Source organism: Terriglobales bacterium (assembly GCA_035567895.1).
Taxonomy (GTDB): domain Bacteria; phylum Acidobacteriota; class Terriglobia; order Terriglobales; family Acidobacteriaceae; genus Gp1-AA112.
This window is the reverse complement of sequence record DATMPC010000076.1, coordinates 18,767-39,830: the sequence shown is the minus strand read 5'-3', so window position 1 is coordinate 39,830 and position 21,064 is coordinate 18,767. Positions and strand designations below refer to the sequence as shown.

Annotated in this window: 17 protein-coding genes and 2 tRNA genes; 6 read left to right on the top strand and 13 right to left on the bottom strand. The window is 57.1% G+C overall.

Annotated elements, in window-relative coordinates:
* Positions 1-30 precede the first annotated feature (30 nt).
* The 3 genes from VNX88_15810 to VNX88_15800 form a co-directional block, all read right to left on the bottom strand.
* Positions 31-1,563 carry a class I SAM-dependent methyltransferase gene (locus tag VNX88_15810; protein HWY70133.1) on the bottom strand — a complete coding sequence of 511 codons (1,533 nt, stop codon included), beginning with the start codon at positions 1,561-1,563 and terminating at the stop codon, positions 31-33.
* Positions 1,564-1,566: 3 nt separating this feature from the next.
* Complete coding sequence (locus VNX88_15805; GenBank protein ID HWY70132.1) at positions 1,567-2,967, bottom strand: alpha-L-fucosidase; 1,401 nt, start codon at positions 2,965-2,967, stop codon at positions 1,567-1,569.
* An 85-nt stretch (positions 2,968-3,052) separates the two neighbouring features.
* On the bottom strand, positions 3,053-4,378 hold the full coding sequence (locus tag VNX88_15800) for a M23 family metallopeptidase (GenBank protein HWY70131.1): 1,326 nt from the start codon (positions 4,376-4,378) through the stop codon (positions 3,053-3,055).
* Positions 4,379-4,521: 143 nt separating this feature from the next.
* Between VNX88_15800 and VNX88_15795 the strand changes: the two genes are divergently transcribed.
* Positions 4,522-4,908, top strand: a complete 387-nt coding sequence (locus tag VNX88_15795; protein HWY70130.1) for a hypothetical protein — start codon at positions 4,522-4,524, stop codon at positions 4,906-4,908.
* Between the two features lie 99 nt (positions 4,909-5,007).
* Positions 5,008-6,264: an MFS transporter gene (locus tag VNX88_15790; GenBank protein HWY70129.1), complete on the top strand. Its 1,257-nt coding sequence runs from the start codon at positions 5,008-5,010 to the stop codon at positions 6,262-6,264.
* Positions 6,265-6,360: 96 nt separating this feature from the next.
* On the opposite strand, the gene VNX88_15785 is transcribed toward VNX88_15790, so the two are convergent.
* The 3 genes from VNX88_15785 to VNX88_15775 form a co-directional block, all read right to left on the bottom strand.
* Positions 6,361-6,436, bottom strand: a tRNA-Ala gene (locus VNX88_15785).
* Positions 6,437-6,494: 58 nt separating this feature from the next.
* The gene (locus VNX88_15780) at positions 6,495-7,733 is read right to left on the bottom strand and encodes a DHHA1 domain-containing protein (protein ID HWY70128.1); all 1,239 of its coding nucleotides are present in this window, start codon (positions 7,731-7,733) and stop codon (positions 6,495-6,497) included.
* 246 nt (positions 7,734-7,979) lie between these two features.
* On the bottom strand, positions 7,980-9,257 hold the full coding sequence (locus VNX88_15775; protein HWY70127.1) for a threonine synthase: 1,278 nt from the start codon (positions 9,255-9,257) through the stop codon (positions 7,980-7,982).
* Positions 9,258-9,511: 254 nt separating this feature from the next.
* Here VNX88_15775 and VNX88_15770 point away from each other — a divergent pair, with 254 nt between their 5' ends.
* The 3 genes from VNX88_15770 to VNX88_15760 all read left to right on the top strand — a co-directional run bounded on the left by VNX88_15770 (position 9,512) and on the right by VNX88_15760 (position 12,648).
* Positions 9,512-10,330, top strand: a complete 819-nt coding sequence (locus VNX88_15770; GenBank protein HWY70126.1) for a hypothetical protein — start codon at positions 9,512-9,514, stop codon at positions 10,328-10,330.
* 86 nt (positions 10,331-10,416) lie between these two features.
* Entirely contained in the window at positions 10,417-11,841 is a 1,425-nt protein-coding gene (locus tag VNX88_15765) for an APC family permease (protein HWY70125.1), read from the top strand.
* Positions 11,842-12,078: 237 nt separating this feature from the next.
* Positions 12,079-12,648: a hypothetical protein gene (locus tag VNX88_15760; protein HWY70124.1), complete on the top strand. Its 570-nt coding sequence runs from the start codon at positions 12,079-12,081 to the stop codon at positions 12,646-12,648.
* Between the two features lie 47 nt (positions 12,649-12,695).
* Here VNX88_15760 and VNX88_15755 read toward each other — a convergent pair whose 3' ends face one another.
* Positions 12,696-14,075 carry an FG-GAP repeat protein gene (locus VNX88_15755; protein HWY70123.1) on the bottom strand — a complete coding sequence of 460 codons (1,380 nt, stop codon included), beginning with the start codon at positions 14,073-14,075 and terminating at the stop codon, positions 12,696-12,698.
* A gap of 229 nt (positions 14,076-14,304) precedes the next feature.
* Between VNX88_15755 and VNX88_15750 the strand changes: the two genes are divergently transcribed.
* Positions 14,305-14,658: a YciI family protein gene (locus tag VNX88_15750; protein ID HWY70122.1), complete on the top strand. Its 354-nt coding sequence runs from the start codon at positions 14,305-14,307 to the stop codon at positions 14,656-14,658.
* A 9-nt stretch (positions 14,659-14,667) separates the two neighbouring features.
* Here VNX88_15750 and VNX88_15745 read toward each other — a convergent pair.
* The 6 genes from VNX88_15745 to VNX88_15720 all read right to left on the bottom strand — a co-directional run bounded on the left by VNX88_15745 (position 14,668) and on the right by VNX88_15720 (position 20,981).
* Positions 14,668-14,745 (bottom strand) — tRNA-Arg (locus VNX88_15745).
* 58 nt (positions 14,746-14,803) lie between these two features.
* Entirely contained in the window at positions 14,804-15,511 is a 708-nt protein-coding gene (locus VNX88_15740) for a hypothetical protein (protein ID HWY70121.1), read from the bottom strand.
* Positions 15,511-16,533, bottom strand: a complete 1,023-nt coding sequence (gene hpnA, locus VNX88_15735) for a hopanoid-associated sugar epimerase (GenBank protein HWY70120.1) — start codon at positions 16,531-16,533, stop codon at positions 15,511-15,513. The genes VNX88_15740 and hpnA overlap by 1 nt, the downstream gene beginning before the upstream one ends.
* A 143-nt stretch (positions 16,534-16,676) precedes the next feature.
* Entirely contained in the window at positions 16,677-17,723 is a 1,047-nt protein-coding gene (locus VNX88_15730) for a 2-oxoacid:ferredoxin oxidoreductase subunit beta (protein HWY70119.1), read from the bottom strand.
* Positions 17,724-17,726: 3 nt separating this feature from the next.
* The gene (locus tag VNX88_15725) at positions 17,727-19,565 is read right to left on the bottom strand and encodes a 2-oxoacid:acceptor oxidoreductase subunit alpha (protein HWY70118.1); all 1,839 of its coding nucleotides are present in this window, start codon (positions 19,563-19,565) and stop codon (positions 17,727-17,729) included.
* A 351-nt stretch (positions 19,566-19,916) separates the two neighbouring features.
* Entirely contained in the window at positions 19,917-20,981 is a 1,065-nt protein-coding gene (locus VNX88_15720; protein HWY70117.1) for a dihydrodipicolinate synthase family protein, read from the bottom strand.
* Positions 20,982-21,064 lie beyond the last annotated feature (83 nt).

Below are 21,064 nucleotides of genomic sequence, written 5' to 3'. Positions count from 1 at the left end.
TTGTCGGCCATGTGCCGGAATTGAAAAAGATCAACTATCCAGTTTTTGATGGTTTTGAGAGTTTGCCATCATAGTCGGCGGCAACAGGAATCCGCGCTCAATCAGTTGGCGGACCAAAGGCATGATTGCCGGAACGAGCCGCTCGACCGCAACTCCTAATCCATCGCCCATTTTGGTCATAAGTTCGGCCAGGGTGGCCTGTCCGTCGCAATGGGCAATCAGGGTTGCAACTGGAGCATCGATATTTGCGGTGTAGGACAATTCCTGAGCCAACGCGATTTTTGATTTCACAGTCTGCCATCCATTCGGCGACCACTCGGCTTCCCGCAAAAGACGCGTTTTGGGTGAAGCTTTTAACTTCGTTTGCAGCAGAGCCTCATCACTGCGCGTGACTTCGAGGAAGTCGCGGGTTGCGAATCCTAACTCGATCGACTCCCCCGAGTTGTCAGCGATGTCCCCAACCGGATCATCGACCCGTACCCAGTTAGGCGGCCCACCTGTGCGATGGAGACAAATGAAGCCGGTGCTGATGGCCTCAACATTCTCTTTACGGTAAAACTGACTCCACTCCTCGCAAAGGCGCACGGCGGTCGTATGGTCGTCCTGCTCCGTGGAGCGAATCCAGGCTTCCGCGTAGACGGGCGGAGCCAGCGTTTGCTGGCGAATGATCCAAGCATCACAGCCGGATCCTTTCACCCAGCCTGAAAGCCGTTCCTGCCAGTTGCCTCCCGCGAGGTGCACCCAGTCGCACTGGCATTGAAAAAATCCACCTTCCTCAAGAAACTCCGGCGCACGGCGAACCAGTGCTTCGGCAAATCCATCCAAGTGCATTCCGCTGTCTCGATAAATGTATCGCCGCTCAGGAGTAACGGCGAACGGCGGATTGGCAACGATGAGGTCAAAACGTAGTCCCCGGACTGCGTCGAATCCGTTGCCTTCGATAAATTCAATATTCGAGATGCCATTCAGTGCGGCACTGAAGCGCGCAAAATTCAACGCCCGACTGGAACAATCAACGGCGTAAATATGGTCGCTGTGCGCAGCGGCCAGAAACGCCTGAATCCCACTGCCAGTGCCGAAGTCCAGCGTCTTCCGTGATGATCTTCGTATCGTTATGTTGCCGAGCTCCAATGTGCTTTGAGTCATTCCCATGACTAGGTCGGAGGGAGCTCCGTTGTAAACTTTCTCGTGTAGATCTACTGCCACCACAAGATTCCCGAACGGCACAAGTGAAACCTTTGCAGTAGCAACCCCTCCTTCTACCTGCAACAATCCCATCTGCTCGAGCGTTTCCAGTGACACCGGGTGTACCGCCTCGCGTGCCGCCGCAGTGTCGGTTGGCATTCCAAAGAGAAACATGAGAACGAGGGTCTTAAGCTGCGATTCGGGCGCCGAGATTCGCACCAGGTGAGGCAGATTTCGCGGTGCCACGAGTTCAAACGGTGTAAGAAACTCCGTGTGACGAGGACCTGTATAGTTCGCAGCCGAAAGCACTTCCCTGAATTGACGAAGGTCTTCAGCCGAGGTCGCTTTCAGTTCGCCGCTCTGGAGAGTCGTTGGCATGCGTCAGCGTTCCACGTTGGTTCCCTCGATTTCGACAACGACGACGGTTGCCATTGGATCCAAAATGGGACGAGACAAGACGAGCTGCTTCTTCCCGCTTTCCTCTTTGATCTCCACTGCCTTACCGTCTGCGAGTTGATAGGCACGCTTCACAGTGTTCTTCATTGGCGGCAGCTCAAATGGCACGCGCGGCTCCTGGAAAAACGTGAAGTAAACTTTTCCTGGCTTGGTAGTTGCCCGCCATTCGTTGTGCGGAAGCACAAGCGGCTGGCCGCGCAGGTCCTTGGTTCCCCTGCTGCTCGGCTCGCCCATCTCGTCGCCCCACGGAGATGGTCCGGCTCCATACACCGCCTGGCCGTTTGCCTTCAGCCAGCGCCCGACGGTCCTTAGATTGTCTTGGCTCGCCTGTGGAATCACTCCATTCGACATCGGTCCAACGTTCAGCAGATAGTTGCCGCCCTTGCTGGCGATGTCGACGAGCTTGAATGTGATTTCGCCGGGTGACTTCCAATCCTGATCGTCCTTGCGAAATCCCCAGGTGTGATTTGTGGTGGCCGGCACCTCCCAGTACTCAGTCTGAACGGCCGACGGAATCACGTTGTCGCCGGTAGAAACATAGTCGCCGGCCGCACCGAGGCGGCCATCAATCAGTGTCTTCGGCTGCACAGTGCGCAGGATGCTGGCGAACCGCTGAGCGCGCTCAGGAGTCATCATTCGCGGCGTGTCGAACCAGATAAGCGCAACCGGACCATAGTCTGTGAGCAGCTCGCGCACCTGCGGCTCGGCTTTGCCGCGAAGGTATCCGTCATAGTCCTTTAGCTCTTTCTTATCGGGTCCCTGATCCGGACCGAAGTCCCAATCATTGCCTGCGCCGCCCGGCTCGTGCCAGTCCTGCGATTGGGAGTAATAGAAGCCGAGCGGCATTCCACGTTTCTGGCAAGCTGCGGACAGCTCTTTCAGGATGTCGCGATGAAACGGCGTCGCCGCCACCACGTTGTAGCGGCTCACTTTGGAATCGAAGAGAGCGAAACCGTCGTGGTGCTTCGAGGTAATCACGATGTACTTCATGCCTGCGTCCTGGGCTAGCTGCACCCAGGCATCGGCGTCGAACTTCACCGGATTCCACTGCTTCGTCAGTTGCTCATACTCTTTGACCGGAATGTGGGCGCGATTCATAATCCACTCTCCCAATCCGGGAATTTGCTTGCCCTTCCATTCACCGGCAGGAATGGCATAGAGCCCCCAATGGATGAACATCCCGTACTTGGCTTCCTTGAACCAGGCGAGCCGGGCCTGCTTGGCCTCCGGCGATTCTGGATCTGCAGCCTGGGTCTGTGCAATCACACGGACAGTACTAGAAGCGAGCACAAACAAAACAATGAGCCTGGAAAGGTGTCGTTTCATGGGTGCTCATATTACAAGACCGCAATCAGATTTCATTGGATGAGACGTATGGGCGATGCGGCGAGCACCACAGCCGCAATCGGCCTTAGCTGGTGGATCCCGGCAGCTCAACTCGACGCGCAACATGGTCTTTGATCCAGTGCGCGTCCCACCACTCCTTGGGATCGATCTGAATGCCTTCTAGCTGCATGCTGAAGTGGATGTGATCGCCTCCGGCCATGCCGGTCATGCCGCTCTTGCCCATTACCTGGCCGCGCTTCACCATGTCGCCTTCGTGCACATCGATCTCGCTCAAGTGGCCATAAATCGTCTGCAGACCATAACCGTGATCCACTACGATGCAGTTGCCGTAGATTCCCAACGGCGCGGCCCAGACTACACGCCCGTCATTCGACGCCTGCACGCCGACATGCTGGGTGCTCGAAAGATCGTACCCAAGGTGCGTCTGCTGGTCGATCTTCTTGCCGTTGTGGATGTAATTGCGCACATCGGCGAAGTTGGCCTCAACCTTGGTGTTGGGCTGCTGCTGAAACGGCTGCGACCACAGAAACCTTGGCTCTGTCTTGTTTTTTAGATCAGCAAGCGTCTGATTGTTCGATTTGCGCATCTCGCTGTTAATGCGGACAAAACGCTCAACCATATCGCCGGAGCCGTTGGGATCCAGTTCGTTCACGACCTTCTCTATGAACTTATCGTCGATCTGGAGGTCGCGCACGCGATACTTCGGTTGCTCCCGTTTCGGGAAGTTGATCAGCATCTTCCCATGCGCCTCGTCACCTCCGGGCCCTGTGGCATAGACCACCGGCTCGGTGTTCAAGGGCATGTTCCAGGAGAAAGCGAAGAGAGAGAACTGGCCCGGCTTGCCACCCGGCATCGGCCAGCCGCGAAAGGTCTCGTCACCTACGCGTACGCCCGAGGCCGTCGGAGAGCCCGACACGTTATAGGTGACTAGATCCGCCATGCCGACGTACAAGTAGTGCTGGTCGGAATCGACGCTCACCTTCACCGGCTGCGTCACCACAGTCACATCGCGGGCAGCCTCGACTGTCGCGCCGCGAAAATCGTTCGACGTGGCTTCAACGATCAAGCGAGCGCTGCCGTCTTTCAGCTGCGGAGTGCTTTTCACTCCAGCCGTGAACTTCAGGGTGTGCTCAGGCGCTCTACGCAGCCAGCGAAAGCGCCGCGCCGGATGTTCCACATCTGCGAGCTTGTAGCGCTCGCCGTTCTGCTCTACGTATGCAACAGCCATGCGGATGCCATGGGGAGCAGCGATCGTCGCAACAACCGGCGTCGCCTGGCCGATCGTGTTGAGCGTGGTTGGAAGCGTTACAACCGGAGTCGCGGAGAATGTCAAGAGAAGGAGCAGCGCAACAACAATAAGAAGGAGGAGGATTCCTATAAAAGCTCGCATGAGAAAAATCAGAATAGCAAATGCAAAACCCTACCCAGACTGATCCTCAGGTCGCTCACCCCTTTAGTAACTATGGCTCTCTAATCTCTCGGGGTTAAACTTCTGGAAGGCTGAATTTCGACTCGTCACGACGGGAGAGACGCATGTCAAAACAATGGTTCGGAACGATCTTGCTCTTCGGCGCCTTCGCGATTGCGTTACCGGCCGCAGCCGACCACGGCAACGGAAAAGACAAGGGCAACAAGCACCAGAACCAACAGGGCGACGACCGCGATGACGATCGTTGGGAACACCGCGGCGATTACGAATATCGCACCTACGACAAACACGATGGTCCACCGCCGGGATGGAGCAAGGGCAAAAAGACTGGCTGGGGAAATTGCGGAATGCCTCCGGGACAGGCGAAGAAGTACGGCTGCCAGAGCTACCGCTACCAGGGACGCGACTATTACTATTACCACGACGACGCCGGGCGCATCGTGATTCGTCGGCCAGTGATTCACATTCACGGCGGCGTCGACATCCACTGACAGTTTTCGGGTGCAAAGTGACGGCCATTCGTCCCACTGGGTTACGCTTCGCTTAGGTGAGCGTCAAAGTGTAAGCTGAAGTTGAAGGACGAAGATTAATTGCCGAGCGAAGTTGATGCACCTGGGCTGCCGGTATCCGTCAAGCCGTCCATTCTGACGCGCGTTTTCAAGGCATTTTCCTATCGCGATTTCCGTCTGATGTGGTTCGGGGCCTGCATCTCCAGCATCGGGACCTGGATGCAGATCGTGGCCCAGAGCTGGCTGATCTATCGCCTCAGCCATTCCCCATTTCTGCTCGCACTCGATCAGTTTCTCGGCGGAATCCCCATCTTTCTTTTCTCCCTGATCGGGGGCGTTGTCGCCGATCGCGTGGAAAGAAGACGAATTCTTCTCGGGTCGCAGTACGTGCAGCTCGCAAGTGCGGGCCTGCTGGCGATTCTGGTTGCCACGGGCGCGGTCCACATTTGGCACATCCTCTGTCTCTCGGTCGTCTCCGGCTTCGCCCAGGCGTTCGGAGGTCCCGCCTACCAGGCGCTGATTCCCACTTTGGTCAAGCGCGAAGACATGCCCAACGCCATCGCGCTCAATTCGATTCAGTTCAACATGGCAGTGACAATCGGACCGGCGCTCGCCGGACAGGCGCTGGCACGCATCGGCGAAACCTGGTGCTTCGGGCTGAATGCCGCTTCTTTCATCGCACCCATTATCGCCCTGCTTCTCATCTCCAACCGCTTTGTGCCTAAGAGCGCGAACGAATCCGTACTCACCAGTCTGAAGCTGGGTATCAAGTTCGTGCGCCGCCAGGAGTCCATGGCCGCGTTGATTGTGCTGGCCTTTTGCATGACCGCGCTCAGCATGCCACTGCGTACCTACATTCCCGTCTATGTGAACGACATCTTCCACGCCGGCCCACGAATCTATGGCGATCTGCTGTCGCTCATGGGTGTGGGTTCCATCTGCGGATCGCTAGCCATCGCGAGCCTCGGCAACGCATCGGGGAAAGGACGCCGGGCTCTCCTCATGCTGCTTTGCCTCGGCGCCACGATCGCCGGCTTTGCCATCTCCAGGTCATTGGCCTTCAGCTGTGCTGTTTTGGTACTGTTTGGATTCGCGATCATGGCAGTGTTTGCCAGTGTGAGTTCGCTGGTGCAGCTCATCACCACGGATGAAATGCGCGGACGCGTGATGAGCGTTTACAACTGCGCTTTTCGCGGCGGCATGCCGTTCGGCAATCTCGTATCCGGCTGGATGGTCCCCGTGTTCACGGCTCCCGTCGTGCTTACGGCCAATGGTTTGTTGCTGATCGGCGTAGCTCTTTATTTCCTGCTGGTCCACAGACGAGTGACAGCCTTGTAAGCCGACCACGCGAACCTTCGCGGGAATTGCAAAGCATTGGGCCGATCCATCCTCATTTATTGGCGGCGATTCGCCCGAACTTCCAGAATCAGAAGATGGTGGAGCTAGTCGGGATCGAACCGACGACCTCATCGTTGCGAACGATGCGCTCTCCCAGCTGAGCTATAGCCCCACGTTAGGCAGGTAGGCCGATTTTATCAGTGCTCTGGTTGGCCTGCCAGCGCGATGCTTTATGCCACGCGACGCGTTGCGTCTTCGAGCACCGATCGCAACTTCTCCTTATCTGGCACTCCACCTTGGGCGAAATCTTTCCCGCCTCCGCCACGGCCGCCGGCTGCTGTGACCAGTTCACGCAACAGGCTTCCCATATCGGGAGTGAGATCCGAGGAACGCGCGAATACCAGCGCTGGAGGTGTCTGTGCCGAGGCTAGCAATGCGATCATGCCTGCCGTGCTTTTCGTCAGCTTTTGTGCAAGCAGCTTCGCGAAGTTCGCATCCCGGTCTTCAAATACCTGCACGATCACTCTGGGGGCAGGCTTATTGGCTGTCTCATGAATCAACTGCGCGGCCTTGAGCTCCGCGAGTTCTTCCAGCAGCTTCCCTTCCCGTTTCTGAACTACGCGCGCCTCTTCGCGTTGCTTGCCTATGTTGGCAGGCAGGTCTCCTGGAGCGCAGGGATAGAGTGCAGACGCTTCGCTCAGAATCTCGAAATCGCGTCGGGCTACCTTGGTTGCGCGCAATCCACAGACGAACTCGATCCGCAGACCCTGCTTAACTTTCTCTGTGCGACGAATAAGCAGCCCACCGATTTGTCCGGTGCTTTGCGCGTGGGTTCCCCCACAGGCATTGAGGTCGAAGTCCTTGATATCGATCAAGCGAATCTCGCCCTCGCGCTCCGGGAGCTTGCGGACGCCCATCTGTGCCGCCTCCTCGCGCGTGGCATAGCGAACAGCGATCGCACGATCCTGAGCGATAACTTCGTTCGAAAGGCGCTCAACCCGCACAAGGTCGTCTCGCGAGGCAGTCGGCAGATCGATGTCGATTGTCGAAATTTCCTCGCCGAGGTGAAATGAAACCGTCTTCGCGTTCAGCAACTGGACGAACGCTGCTGACAGCAGATGCTGACCTGTATGCTGTTGCATGTGGTCGCGCCGGCGTTCAGCGTCGATCAGCCCGCGCACTTTCGCGCCGGGTGGCAGAACTTTTGCCACTCGGTGCCAAACTTCACCCTCTTCTTCGTCTTCAAAGACATCGTCAACGGCAACTTCGAGGGGCACTCCCGATTTGGATTCGGTCGTAAGCCGTCCAGTATCGAAGGGCTGGCCACCGCTCGTCGGATAAAACGCTGTCCGGTCCAGCTTCACCGCCCATGTGGACTGGTTGCCGTCGCGCTTGAGTTCCCGCGTATCGAGAACGCTGGCGCGAAAATCGTAGAGGAAGGAGTCGTTATAGTAGAGGCGTTCGGTCATCTTCTGTCGATCGTCAGCGCGCGTTTATTCTGTCATCCTGAGGCCCGGTGTTGGCCGAAGGATCTCCCGTAATGTTTCAGATGGACTTGCATCGTCGCGGCATTTACACGAAGAGTCTCGTGTAAGAGCCTGGACCGTGCAACGGAGCCCTAAACATCGCGGCAGATCCTTCGGCCAACGGTGGGCCTCAGGATGACAGTGCTTGCCTGATTGACTCCTCACATAGGGCAGCTGGAACCGGAGCTCTTAGTACGGCCCAATAATTCCCCCGATCTTTCGCTCCCCGGAGTTCTGCGACCCTGTCCCGTTCGTCGAACGCGTAATCCCCATCGCCTGCGAGATCACATCGATGTATTTCAGACCGGTTCCGGTGTTGAAGATCACGACTTCATCACTGGGTTTCAAAAATCCGCTGGCCAGTAACTTGTCGTACGCTGCTGTGGCAGCGGCTCCTTCAGGGCATAAAAAGATTCCCTCATCGCGAGACCATTCCAGCAACGAAGCCAACATCTCCTCGTCCGAGATGGCGATGGCCGTTCCTCCACTGCGGCGAACAAAATCCAGGATCAGGTAGTCGCCATAGGCCTTGGGAACGCGTAGTCCGGAAGCGAACGTGTGAGCATCCTTCCACGCCTCAGAAACGTTCTTCCCTTCCTCCAACGCTTTCGGAATGGGCGCACACCCGCTCGCCTGGATCGCTACCATTTTGGGACGCTTCGAGCCGGTAGTGAGCCAGCCAAGCTGCTCCAACTCATCAAAAGCCTTCCACATACCGATTAATCCAACTCCGCCGCCAGTGGGATAGAAGATCGCATCGGGCAGGCGCCATCCAAGCTGCTCGGCAACTTCCAGCCCCATGGTCTTCTTCCCTTCCACCCGGAATGGTTCTTTCAGTGTGGAAATATCGAACCAGCCTTCAGCCTGCTTGCGCTCGCTGACGATGCGCGCGCAATCACTGATCAGCCCATCCACCAATGTGACATTCGCTCCGTAAGCCTTGCACTCAACCAGATTCGCCTCAGGTACGTCCTGGGGCATGAAGATGTTTGCCTCGATTCCGGCAGCAGCCGCATATGCGGCCAGAGCTCCCGCGGCATTTCCCGCCGAGGGAATGGCGAGCTTCTTCAGCCCATAGTGCTTTGCCATGGTCACAGCCATGCAAAGGCCACGCGCTTTGAACGAGCCCGTGGGATTTGCGCCTTCGTCCTTGATCCACAAATTGGGACGCTTGCGACTGGCAAGCATCGGGGTGAAGCCTTCGCCCAGCGTTACCGGTTCGGCGTCGGGAAGCAGTTCGCGGTAGCGCCACATGGTGCTCGTGCGCGAGGCAATCTCATCGCGATCGGCGCGAGCCCGAATTTGTTTCAGGTCATAACGAACCCACAGCGAACCGGCGTCCTTAGGACAGAGCGTCTGTGGAACCTTAGCGTCGAGGCGTTCGCCGCATTTTGAGCACTCGAAGTAGGCGATAGGAGTACCGGAAGGCTGGCTGACAGGTGCCGGCTGGACTTGAGGAACAGGCATACCTTGAGTCTATCAATCCATGAAGCCTGTGCATGGCCCGAAGCCTCAACCACCCCCAGTTCAGGCCGGTTTTCAGCCGCGAAGATACCCAGAATGATTAGGAATAAGGTCCAATTTCCGCCTAAAACAGTGGAAATTGTAAGCTTTAAGGGGTACTATCGCATCCCTCTGAAAAGCTGACACATCCAAGGTTGCAGAACAACGGCACAACGGTGCCGAACGGGGATGTGGGAAACACATCCCAGGAGTTTCAAATGTTCCGTAAGGTTCTACTCTCGCTTGCCTTAATTACATCTCTGGCATGCTTCGGTCAGATCACAACCATGGGTGGATACGCGACAACATCGAGCGCGCCAATGGCTCCCGTTGCTCCGATCATCTCCACTCCCGATATCGCTCTTCCCGGCAGCGGTCCGGCCGTGGGGGCGCCGATATCGAATGCGAACGATCCGAGGACGTCCACCGGCCCCTCGGTCTACGATCCGAATTATGTTTCCCCGGTTTCCGGGAGTTCCGAAGGAGCTTCCTTTGGAACTAACACTTCCGCCAACAGCAGCGAGAGGTTCGAGGTCGGCATCCAGCAGTTCGCGTCAGGAGCACCCGCACCTGCAACTCCGACAAAGAGCCTTGCTGAGATTGCGCGGCTCATCAAAGCGCAGACCCGCAAGGCATCCAAGTCCTTCGACAACGAGACGATTGCAAAGCTCAATGCCGCCGGAGTCAGAACGGGAAATCTGGGGCCTACCGAAGTAGCGCAGGCTCCCGCGGAAGAGAACACGCTGGTAGCCGAGAACCGCATGCCTGCGTTGCCACAAAGCGATCAGCCGGCGGCTCGGGTGAACCCGAGAGAAAACAGCGCCACCGCGGCCCAGCAGCGTCAGCGAGTTGAGGCCCCGTCGGAAACCTCAACGGCGGCTGTGCAGCCGGAACCTGCTCAAGCGCAGGCTTCAGTTCCTGCTCAACAGCCCGAAAGCAGTGCAAAGTTGCCGCAGACCTCCTCTTACCTCCCGCTCATTCTGTTTCTGGGAGCGCTTGGGATTGCTGGAGGAGCACTTTACTTCCTGCGTCGCTAGCAATACTCCGCGAAAAATCTGGTAGGCTTTGAATCCCGGTCGTTAGCGGCCGGGATTTTATTTGCGGCTAGTCGGAGGCGCAGAGCTTGGCCCATCCCCATCGAGAAGTCATTTCACAGCTTCGCCGTGTAATGGGCTTTTGGGATGTTCTCCTCTTCAATATCGCTGCCGTTCTCGGACCTCGCTGGATCGCTGCTGCGGCCCATAACGGAACGTCCTCTCTCAGCTTGTGGGCGCTGGCCGCCGTCTTCTTTTTCTTCCCCACGACGCTGGTAATCACCGAACTATCGACACGCTTTCCTGCAGAAGGCGGCCTGTACGTCTGGACCCGCGAGGCCTTCGGCGACTTCCATGGCTTCGTCGCTGGATGGTCGTACTGGGTCTACTCCTTCTTCTACTTTCCCGGACTGCTGGTAGCAAGCACAGCGATGAGCGCATACATCGGAGGCGCTGGACGTGGCCACCTGGCCAACGATCGCGGATTCCTGCTTACCGGCTCGCTCTTGCTGCTGGCGGTTGCCGTGGGCATGAATATCGTGGGCCTCAACATCGGCAAGTGGCTGCAGAACGCCGGCGGCGTGGGCACGTATACCCCGTTGCTGATCCTTGTCGGAGTGGCTGCGCTGGTCTTTGTGCGGCATGGATCGCAGACTCATATCACCTGGCATAACACGCTCCCGGTTTGGAACTTTGATACCGTGAACTTCTGGTCGCAAATTGCGTTCGCATTCACGGGCATGGAACTCGTTTGCGCCATGTCCGACGAAGTGCGCGATCCGAAGCGAACCTTTCCTCGCGCTATCCTCGGTTCAGGAGTTCTAATCGCGGCCATCTACATGCTGGGCACGATCGCGACGATGGTGCTTGTGCAGCCGGGCGACGTCGATCCCAAGAGCGGAGTGTTTCAGGCGATCGCCCACGGCTCCAATCTGGTCGGGCTTGGCTTCCTTGGAGTTCTGGCGGCGCTGCTCGTAACGGTGGGAAATGCAGGAGGCGTAGGCACCACGGTTGCCGGAGTCGCCCGCGTGCCGTTCGCCGTCGGTATCGACAGCTATCTGCCGTCCTTTTTTGGGAAGATCCATCCGCGCTGGAAGACGCCTTACATTTCCATTCTGATTCAAGCCGTAATCTCGGCTGCTGTGCTCGTCCTGGCACAGTTCTATGAGACTGTAAACGGAGCCTATCAGGTGCTCGTGGATGCGGCCATTATCCTTTACTTTCTGCCCTTCCTTTATATGTATGCCGCTGCGATCAAGCTCGCGTATCGCGGCGACCGCGAGCAGAGCCCAGACGCAGTGCTAGTCCCAGGCGGACGTACTGGCGTCTGGATCGTGGGTTCGCTGGGATTTTTGATCTGCCTGCTGGCCATGGGGATCTCCATGATTCCCCCGGGCGAGACCACAAGCACCGCCGTCTTCGAACTAAAGCTGATCGGCGGAACGGGCCTCGCGATCTTGATCGGGCTGGCGCTTTATTGGCGCTCGAAGAAGACCCGACGCGATTTCGCATAATGGTGCGAGAAGTTTCAGTACGCACTCTCTTTCAAAGACTGTCATCCCTCGCGCGCTTTTTGCGCGGGGGATCTGCTGTTCGCTGTTACATGATTGACGCAAAGAAAACAGCAGATTCCCCGCTCCGCATCAGCTGTTTCGTGTTCGAAAATGCATCGCGGCGGAGCGAGGAATGACAGTTTTTAAGGGTCTCGAATACGCCCATGTCATCAATGCCTTGGAATTAACTGGAAACCCATGCTCGCCGAATGGACAGTCGAACTAGGCGCCGACGATCCCCAACTCGAGATTCCCTGGAGCCTCGAAGATGGCTCTTCACGTTTCCTCGACCTCAAGCGCCAGCCCGAACTTCTGTTGGAGATTCCTGAAGCCTGCGCATACTCTGACCTCGCCGAATTCCTGAAGTGGGCCAACTCGCCGGACTCTCCTTTCGAGACCGCTAAGTGCGACGCTTGGACAAGCCGCGAAATCAATGCGGATGACGAAGTCTTCGGCGAACCCTGCAAGTTCGGATCGTATGTGGATTTATTGTTTGCCGACAAAGAACGCCGCACCCAATTCTCCGAAAATGAGCACTTCGTGCAAGCACTCGCAAAGTTATTACGGCACGCGCCGGAAATGGCAAGTGCTGCTGAGTTTACTGTTCGCCACTGCATCGATCGTCGCGTCGAAGTGCGGGAGTGCTTCTACATCACGTTTTACCTCAATGGATATGGCGAGGATGAAGGTCAGGCCCGGAAACGGTGGGCTATTGCCATGAAAATGATTCAACACGCGATCATCCAGTATTGCTCCCGAGCAAGGTAGAGACGCAGCTTGCTGCGTCTCTACCTTACAACCGAAGCCACTATCCTCTACTCAGGATTCAGGCGAAAGACATAAGCCTCCCCACCGGGATAGCCCTCCACCGGGGGATGCTGACCATCGGCTCCCACGATGAGGGTGTTGTCTTGAATCGCGACGCTGGCGCCGAAGTCTCCTCCTCCAATAGCGTCACTGGCAAAGAGCTCGTCGGTCTGCTGCCATCCGCCATCTCTGTGACGAAATACATATGCCGCGCCGCCCGCTGTAGCGTCTGCGACCGGCGGCGTGTGATTGCTTGCGCTCACAAGCACCGTTCGTCCGCTGACGGCGATGGTGACTCCAAACTGGTCGAAGTCCTGCCCGTCGTTGGAGATAAGCTTGGCTTTCTGTCGCCAGGAATCTCCTTCACCAGCAAAAATGTAAGCTGCGCCCGACTGCGACGTAGCACCCGGTGCGAAGTTCGCGCCAACGACAATCAAGTTGCCGCTGAGGCCGACTCCGTTCCCGAATTGGGCTCCGGACGTCGCATCATCGGCAGCCAAGGTCATTGGGGCAGACCATTGACCGTCGTTGAACTGGAAGACGTAAGCCACTCCGGCGAAAGGAGCGGTCAAGGTATCGCTGATGTTTGAGCCGACCGCCAGCGTCTTTCCATCAAAGGCCAGACTGTTGGGAAAGAACGAGAAATCAGCCGGTACGGTCAGCTGAGTGGTGAAGGTCCAGGTACCGTTTATGCGGTTAAAAACATCGATGCCCGCGGGGATGTTGTTGAACTGGAAGTTGCCGGCATCTGCCACGACGATCGTGTTCCCGCTGATGCCGACGCCTCCTGCAAGGGAGTTGCCCTGCTGACCTCCAAAATTGTCGTGGACATTAGGATTTGGTGAGAACAGCTCCGCTTGCTGAGTCCAGACGCCATTCAGACGCTGAAACACGTAGACAGCCCCGACTCTTGCAGAGGGTCCCCCTATGCCGGGATGGATGTGATCCGGAGCACCGACGACGACAGTATCTCCGCTGATTGCAACGCTTAAACCGAACGAATCAGACTCAAACTTGCCCGGCTCGCTTGGCAAAGGTTGCGCGTGCCCATCGGCCGCGAATATCCTCGCAGTCTGCACCCAGTTGTCGCCGATCTTGTCAAAAATGAAGGCAGCTCCCGCACCAACCTCATTTCCGTCGGCGTTTTCGGCGCCGATAACCATAGTATTGCCGCTAATCGCGACGCCAGTCCCGAACGTGTCGTGCTCGACCGTGTCGCCGCCCGGTTGGAGGATCTGCTCGCTTTGCTGCGTTCTTGTCGCCTGCGCATGAATCAAAGACGAACCGACTAGGAGAAAAAGGAACATGATGGTCGCAACGCCGGCCCTTCGCGAGACCACCGGAAAAGTTTTGTCGTGATGACTGACTAACTGATTCACAATCGCCACTTGCCACCTCCTGGCATTTAGATCGCGTCCTGTCCCAGGCGCGTCGTTTCGGAGGCTACTCGCTTCGTACTCCTGTGATTGTCACCACGCTGTAAAAGTTGAATTACAACCAGTTTGCAAATCGGCAAATGCGATTGGCGCCAATTTTCTAAAACCGGAATGTCCATTTCGGCCCGGTTGAGACGTCGATTTTGTGAGAACGCAGAATATCTATGAACGTGGAGGACGAATGAAGTACCTGTGCACAGTCTTTTTTGATGAGAAGAAACTGACTGCCTTATCGAAGCGCGAGTCGGATGCTCTAACGGCTGAATCGCTCGCCTATAACGAAGTGCTGCAGAAAAAAGGCCGATTTATCGTCGCTCAAGCGCTTCAACCCGTTCGAGCTGCCAGCACTGTACGGATAAAGAGAGGCAAGATATCGGTAATTGATGGTCCTTTTGCTGAGACGAAAGAGCAAATTGGCGGATTCATCCTGATTGACGCCAAGGATCTGAAGGAGGCCATCCGCGTGGCATCAAAGATCCCCATCATTCGTCTCGGTGGCGTCGAAGTTCGCCCGATACAAGAACTATCAGTGTAGAGGTAATAATGGTGCGCCCGGCAGGATTCGAACCTGCGACCCTTTGCTTAGAAGGCAAATGCTCTAGTCCAACTGAGCTACGGGCGCGTAGCTCCATTTTAGCTTAGGGTCACCGCACGCAATCGCGAGCGGATTCTGTTACGCACTAACCGGCTTTGCTGGTTTCCGGCTTCAAAGCGGTGGAAGCGTTCTCAGCGATCCATTGCTCGAGCCGTTTGCATAGCGCATCGCGAGAATCAAGGGAGGCCTTGCTCATGTCGGACACCACACGCCACAGCCACGGACGAACAGCGATGTGGGCTATGAACCGCCAGGCACTGAACTGGCCACTGCGATTGAATTGATTCATATCGGGCAGGCGTGCGTCGTGAGCGTCGGAGATCGCCTTGAAGCAGTGGAAAGGAATCTTAGCTTCCTCGGCACACTCCGCAATCGCGGCAGCTTCCATGTCCACATAGTCGCCTCGGTATTGTTCACCCAGCCGCCGCTTTTCCTCGAGACCCGCAACGAGTTGAACCGTAACTAACGTGCCTCCGCTGCCTCCAGCAGAATATCGCTTCCCGGAAAGGGAATCGATGACCGTGGCAGGATGGACGACCTTGCCCGCTGCAGCGCTCGGATTTAATCCTCCTGCCCATCCGACGGACGCTAGCAAGCTGATCTCTCCTATGGACAACACCGCACGAGCTGCGATCATGGCTGGATCGCGTCCCATTCCGGCATAAGCGATCACGGCATTCTTGCTTTGATAGATTTGCACTCGGCCATCGGGCAGATACTTGAGGGGCTGCATGTTGCGCACCAAAGGATGGACCTCGCGAAACATTGCCGCGATAATTCCCACGCGCGCCATCAGCTCGCAACTCCCATTGCAGCCGGTACGGGCTGGCGCACGTATCCGTGGTGTGCGAACCACTTCGAGGCCCGGCGCAATGCGTCCTCCACCGGCGCTGCGCGATATCCCAGTTCGCGTTCTGCCTTGGCAGAGGAGGCAAACATTTTCTTGCGTCCCATGCGGACGGCCTCCACGGTTGCCCGCGGCTCCTTGCGGCGCAGCGTGCCGGTAAAGAATTGATCAAATGCAGCGAAGCCGAGTGCCACAGCGTGCGGTACCTTCATACTCGGAGATGGCAATCCGGTGATCGCCGACAGCATGTCTAGAATGTGCTTCAGCGTAAGGTTCTCCCCACCCAGAATGTATCGTTCGCCAGGTTTGGCCTTCTCCATCGCGAGCAGGTGTCCGCGCGCAACTTCCTTCACATCGACGAGATTGAGTCCGGTATCCACGTATGCGGGAAAGTTACGATTGAGAAAGTCTACGATGATCCGCCCAGTCGGAGTCGGCTTGATGTCGCGCTCACCAATCGGTGTTGTCGGATTCACCACCACTACCGGCGCTCCTCCCCGGCCAGCTGCCAGCGCAGCTTGCTCCGCCATGAACTTCGAACGCTTGTAATGGCCGATCATGTGCGAAATATCGACCGGCGTGTCTTCGTCCACGACCGTACCGTCAGACAAAAATCCCATCGTCGCGACTGAGCTCGTGTAGACAACGCGCTTTACACCCGCCTGGCGCGCGGCATCGATCACCGAGAGAGTTCCGTCAACATTAGCGCGGTACATCTCATGGGGATTGCGCACCCACAATCGGTAATCGGCAGCAACGTGAAACACAACTTCGCAGCCCGACATCCCGCGACTCAGAGAAGAGAAATCGCCGAGATCACCCTCAACGCGATCGGCGCGAAGAGAGTCGATGTTGTCCGTTCGACTGCCTCGGCGCACCAGCAGGCGCAGCTCCGCCCCCTGCTGTTGAAGCAGCTCAGCAACATGGCTGCCGACAAATCCGGTTGCACCTGTGACGAATACTTTCATGAAAGAGAGCACTCAGCATTCAGCTGACCAACGACTTTTGAGAATACTGACATTATCGCGGGTTTTGCGGATCGCAGCGACGTTGTAGGAAGCCCATGAAGTACACCGGCTGAATACTGAGTGCGCAGTGCTGAGTGCTTTTTCTACCTCAGGCTCTCCATCACCTCGTCCAACGCGCGCTTGGGTGGACGCACAACCTCCTGCGGCAGATGCGCAAGCGGCGTCTCCGTGATGTGCAGCAGATCAACGAAGTTTGGCTTCTGCGTATCGATATAGAACACTCCAGTGAGAACCTCGCCTTTCTCATGCGCTTCCATCAGGTTCTTCACTGCGTTCGTCTTGTTGGTGGGATCGTAATCCTCGTGCAGCTTGCGCAGACGCAGATGGGAACCGTCGTGCATTTGCACATCGAATGTCGATCCGGGATCGTAATCGACCGCGATATCCTCGAAGTGCGGCACAAATCCGGCCTCAGAGATCGCCTCCTCGTGCTCCTGAACGTATTTGTAGGACTTGGTCGAGCCCTCATGGTCATTGAACGTGACGCAGGGCGATATCACGTCGAGCATCACCGTTCCCCGATGCGCAATAGCCGCCTTCAGCATCGTGAGCAATTGCTTCTTGTCGCCCGAGAAGGATCGCCCAACGAAGGTTGCGCCCATCTGGATCGCCAGCGCACATGTGTCGATCGCAGGCAGATCATTGATCACTCCCGACTTCTGTTTTGATCCCAGGTCGGCGGTTGCGGAGAATTGACCTTTAGTCAATCCATATACGCCGTTGTCTTCGATGATGTAGATGATCGGTAGATTGCGCCGCATGAGATGGATGAACTGTCCCATGCCGATCGACGCAGTATCGCCGTCGCCGCTTACCCCAATGGAGAGCATGCTGCGATTCGCAAGCACTGCGCCGGTCGCGACCGACGGCATGCGACCATGCAGGGAATTAAAGCTATGCGCACGGCTGATGAAATAAGCCGGGGTCTTCGATGAGCAGCCGATTCCAGATAGCTTGAGCACGCGCTCGGGCTGCACGCCCATTTCGTACATGGCGTCGATCACGCGCTCGGAGATCGCGTTGTGACCGCAGCCGGCGCATAGAGTAGTCTTGCCGCCGCGATAGTCGATAACCTGCAGTCCGAGCCGGTTCGTCTTCGGGGCCGGAGTGGATGTTGGAGTGGTCGCCATGAACTACTTCCCTTCCTGGGAAATGATGTCGTCGGTTACCGAGCGCGCGTCGATCGGCAGGCCGTTGAAGTGACGCACGCTCCGCAGCTTCGGAGTCTGCGACGTATTTAGATCAAGCTTCAGCAAACTCAGCATTTGCGCGTCGCGATTCTGCTCCACGACATAAACCCGCTCGTGCTTCGCCACGAACTCGTGCACTTCGCGGCTGAACGGAAACGCCCGAATGCGTAGATAATCGGTCCTAATTCGGTACTCGTGCTCGAGCTGATCGCGGCTTTCGCGCACCGCAAAATCGCTGCTCCCATAAGCGATGATCCCGGCCTTTTCTCCGCGATCCGCTACAACTTCAGGACGAGGCACATAGGAGCGTGCGGTTTCGAACTTGCGGTTCAAGCGCTCCATGTTGTTCTGATAATCGTCCGGACGCTCGCTGTACTGCGCCTTGTCATTGTGCCCGGAACCACGCGTAAAGTACGCCGCCGCCGGATGGTCCGTGCCGGGCAGCGTGCGATAGGGAATTCCGTCTTTGTCCACATCTCTGTATCGCGCGAATCCGCCGAGGCGAGTCAGATCTTCCGCGCTCAGCACCTTTCCGCGCTGCAGCGGCTTCTCCGGATACGCGAACGGCTCAGACATCCAGTTATTCATTCCTAAATCGAGATCCGAAAGCACGAAGATCGGAGTCTGTAACTGCTCCGCTAGATCAAAGGCCTCCGTTGCCATCGAGAAGCACTCAGTCACGCTTCCAGGAAAGAGCATGACGTTCTTGGTGTCACCATGGCCGAGAAACGCAATCGACAGGACGTCGCCTTGTGCAGTCCGCGTTGGGAGTCCCGTGGAGGGCCCGACACGCTGGATATCGAAGATCACCGCTGGAATTTCCGCGTAGTAGCCCATGCCGGTAAACTCGGTCATCAACGAGATGCCAGGACCGGAGGTCGAAGTCATCGCCCGCGCACCGGCCCAGCTAGCGCCCAGCACCATGCCGATCGCGGCGAGTTCATCTTCCGCCTGCACGATCGCGAATGTGGCTTTTCCATCCGGACCGATTCGGTACTTCTTCATGTAGTCGATCAACTGCTCGCAAACCGAAGAAGACGGCGTAATCGGATACCAGGTAACAACCGTTACTCCGGCAAACATCGCACCAAGCGCCGCGGCGGCGTTGCCGTCGATAATGATCTTGCCTTCGTTCTCGTTCATCGGCTCGACGAAGAGCGGATCTTTCTTCGTGAGCGACGCAGCCGCATAGTCGAAACCCGCCTTCGCGGCATTCATGTTCAGGTCGGCAGCTTTTACCTTTTTGGCAAACTGTTTGCGCAGCGCGGCTTCCACCTGCTTCATGTCGATGCCGAGGATCTGCGCGACCACGCCGACATAAATCATGTTCTTGACCAGCTTGCGCAGCTTGGCCTCAGGACAGACCGCGGCAACCAGCTTGTCGTAGGGGACAGAGTAGAAGATCAGATCGGAGCGCAGCGCATCGAGCTTCAGCGGCTCGTCATAAATGACAGAGGCGCCCGCCGCCAGCGACATCACGTCTTCCTTCGCCGTCTCCGCATTCATCGCCACCAGCATGTCGATCTCTTTCTTGCGGGCGACATAGCTGTGCCTGCTGCAGCGAATGGTGTACCAGGTCGGCAGCCCAGCGATGTTCGACGGAAAAAGGTTCTTTCCGGAAACGGGAACGCCCATACGAAACAGGCTGCGAAGAAGAACGGTATTCGCGGACTGCGATCCGGACCCGTTGACGGTGGCTACCTGAATGCTGAAGTCATTGACGATTCGATCGCGCTCGGGACGCTGGGTAACGTCCTGAACCGCTAAGTCCCCTGATGCCATCGATAGTCCTTGAGTGTGATTCCTGCCGCGTTCATGTTGTACAGGTGAACCTGAAATTATAAGACGCTTAAGCCCAGGCGGAGCAGCAACTTTCGTCTAATGCAAGTCGGGAAGGATGCGTTGGGAATGGCGAAAAGTTCCACTATTGTCATCCTGAGGCCCTCTGTTGGCCGAAGGACCTGCCGCGATGATTCGGACTTGTTTACACCGTCCTGGCTTTTTCACGAGGATTCTCGCTAAGGAGCCGGGACAGTGCGACGAAAACTGAAGTATCTCGGGAGGTCCTTCGGCCAACAACGGGCCTCAGGATGACAGGTTAGAAAGGGTCAGCAGGTTGCGAAACCCCCAGCTTCAGTTCCTCACATCCGCCATCAGCTTCTCCACCTCAGCCCGCTGGTCCGCTGTCAGTGGCAGCAGTGGCAGACGCGGTGGACCGCCGTAGTAGCCATTCAAGTCGAGCGCGTACTTCAATGCTGGAATGCCAAGCTGACTAGCAACCCGCGTCGCTGGTTCGACGATGCGCTGCTGCTTCAGTTGCGCCAATTCCTTGTCGCCTTCTTTCCATGCGGTGTACACCTCGAAGCACGCCGTGGGCGCGGCTGCTGCGAAGGCGAGCACAGCTCCAGCGGCTCCCGCCTCGAGCGACGGCAGCAGCTTCTGCGCCGATCCGGCAAGCAATTGAAAGCCTACTTCTTTCTGACGCATGACTCTCACGCTGGGCTTTGGCGGCTCAATTGAAGAAACTCTCGGCGATCCCGAACCCGCCAGCGCCGCCACGCTCACCAGCTCTTCCGTATTCTTGAGCACTCCAAGCAGCATGCGCCCCGTCACCGCGTTGAATACTTCGGTCGCATTGGCTTTGCGCTTGATGTGACGAGTTCGCGCAACCACATCCGCGATCTTCTCAATTACTCCACTCGATTCCTTGATGCCGATGATGTTCGGATGCTCGGCCAACTCCTGAATCACTTCCGCCGGCAGATCGTAGGCGGTGAACGGCGGAACGCTGTACAGCAGCACCGGAATCGGCGAACGATCGCCAACAAAGCGATAGTAGGCCAGCAAATTCTCCGGCTTCATCTGCGGACGGTAGTAATGTGGAGTCCGAACCAGCGCGACGTCGTAGTTCAGCTTCGCCGCATATTCCGCGGCTTCCACGGTCTTGATCGCCGACTCGTGCCCAACACCGGCGAGCAGGACCTTCTCCGGCGCGGCGACCTCGACGGCAACGCGCAGTACCTCACGCTGTTCCTCTTCCGAGAGCATGACAACTTCACCCGTGGATCCCAGAATGGCCATGCCGGCGATGGGAGTGCGCGAATAGCGATCGACGTTGTGCTCGAGCTTTTTCAGGTAGAGGCGTCCGTCGGGATAAAAGGGAGTGGTTAGTGCAGGAAAAATGCCGGTGAGGAGCATGTTTCATGATATGTCATTCCGACCGAAGGGAGGAATCCCTACCGTGCCCATGCTGCTTGGGTTCAATAGGGATTTCTCGCTAC

What these genes read in the sequence shown, in the direction of transcription:
- VNX88_15810 (HWY70133.1), bottom strand. Translation starts at nt 1,563, where the DNA reads ATGCCAACGACTCTCCAGAGCGGCGAACTGAAAGCGACCTCGGCTGAA.
- VNX88_15805 (HWY70132.1), bottom strand. Translation starts at nt 2,967, where the DNA reads ATGAAACGACACCTTTCCAGGCTCATTGTTTTGTTTGTGCTCGCTTCT.
- VNX88_15800 (HWY70131.1), bottom strand. Translation starts at nt 4,378, where the DNA reads ATGCGAGCTTTTATAGGAATCCTCCTCCTTCTTATTGTTGTTGCGCTG.
- VNX88_15795 (HWY70130.1), top strand. Translation starts at nt 4,522, where the DNA reads ATGTCAAAACAATGGTTCGGAACGATCTTGCTCTTCGGCGCCTTCGCG.
- VNX88_15780 (HWY70128.1), bottom strand. Translation starts at nt 7,733, where the DNA reads ATGACCGAACGCCTCTACTATAACGACTCCTTCCTCTACGATTTTCGC.
- VNX88_15775 (HWY70127.1), bottom strand. Translation starts at nt 9,257, where the DNA reads ATGCCTGTTCCTCAAGTCCAGCCGGCACCTGTCAGCCAGCCTTCCGGT.
- VNX88_15770 (HWY70126.1), top strand. Translation starts at nt 9,512, where the DNA reads ATGTTCCGTAAGGTTCTACTCTCGCTTGCCTTAATTACATCTCTGGCA.
- VNX88_15760 (HWY70124.1), top strand. Translation starts at nt 12,079, where the DNA reads ATGCTCGCCGAATGGACAGTCGAACTAGGCGCCGACGATCCCCAACTC.
- VNX88_15750 (HWY70122.1), top strand. Translation starts at nt 14,305, where the DNA reads ATGAAGTACCTGTGCACAGTCTTTTTTGATGAGAAGAAACTGACTGCC.
- VNX88_15740 (HWY70121.1), bottom strand. Translation starts at nt 15,511, where the DNA reads ATGGCGCGCGTGGGAATTATCGCGGCAATGTTTCGCGAGGTCCATCCT.
- hpnA (HWY70120.1), bottom strand. Translation starts at nt 16,533, where the DNA reads ATGAAAGTATTCGTCACAGGTGCAACCGGATTTGTCGGCAGCCATGTT.
- VNX88_15730 (HWY70119.1), bottom strand. Translation starts at nt 17,723, where the DNA reads ATGGCGACCACTCCAACATCCACTCCGGCCCCGAAGACGAACCGGCTC.
- VNX88_15725 (HWY70118.1), bottom strand. Translation starts at nt 19,565, where the DNA reads ATGGCATCAGGGGACTTAGCGGTTCAGGACGTTACCCAGCGTCCCGAG.
- VNX88_15720 (HWY70117.1), bottom strand. Translation starts at nt 20,981, where the DNA reads ATGCTCCTCACCGGCATTTTTCCTGCACTAACCACTCCCTTTTATCCC.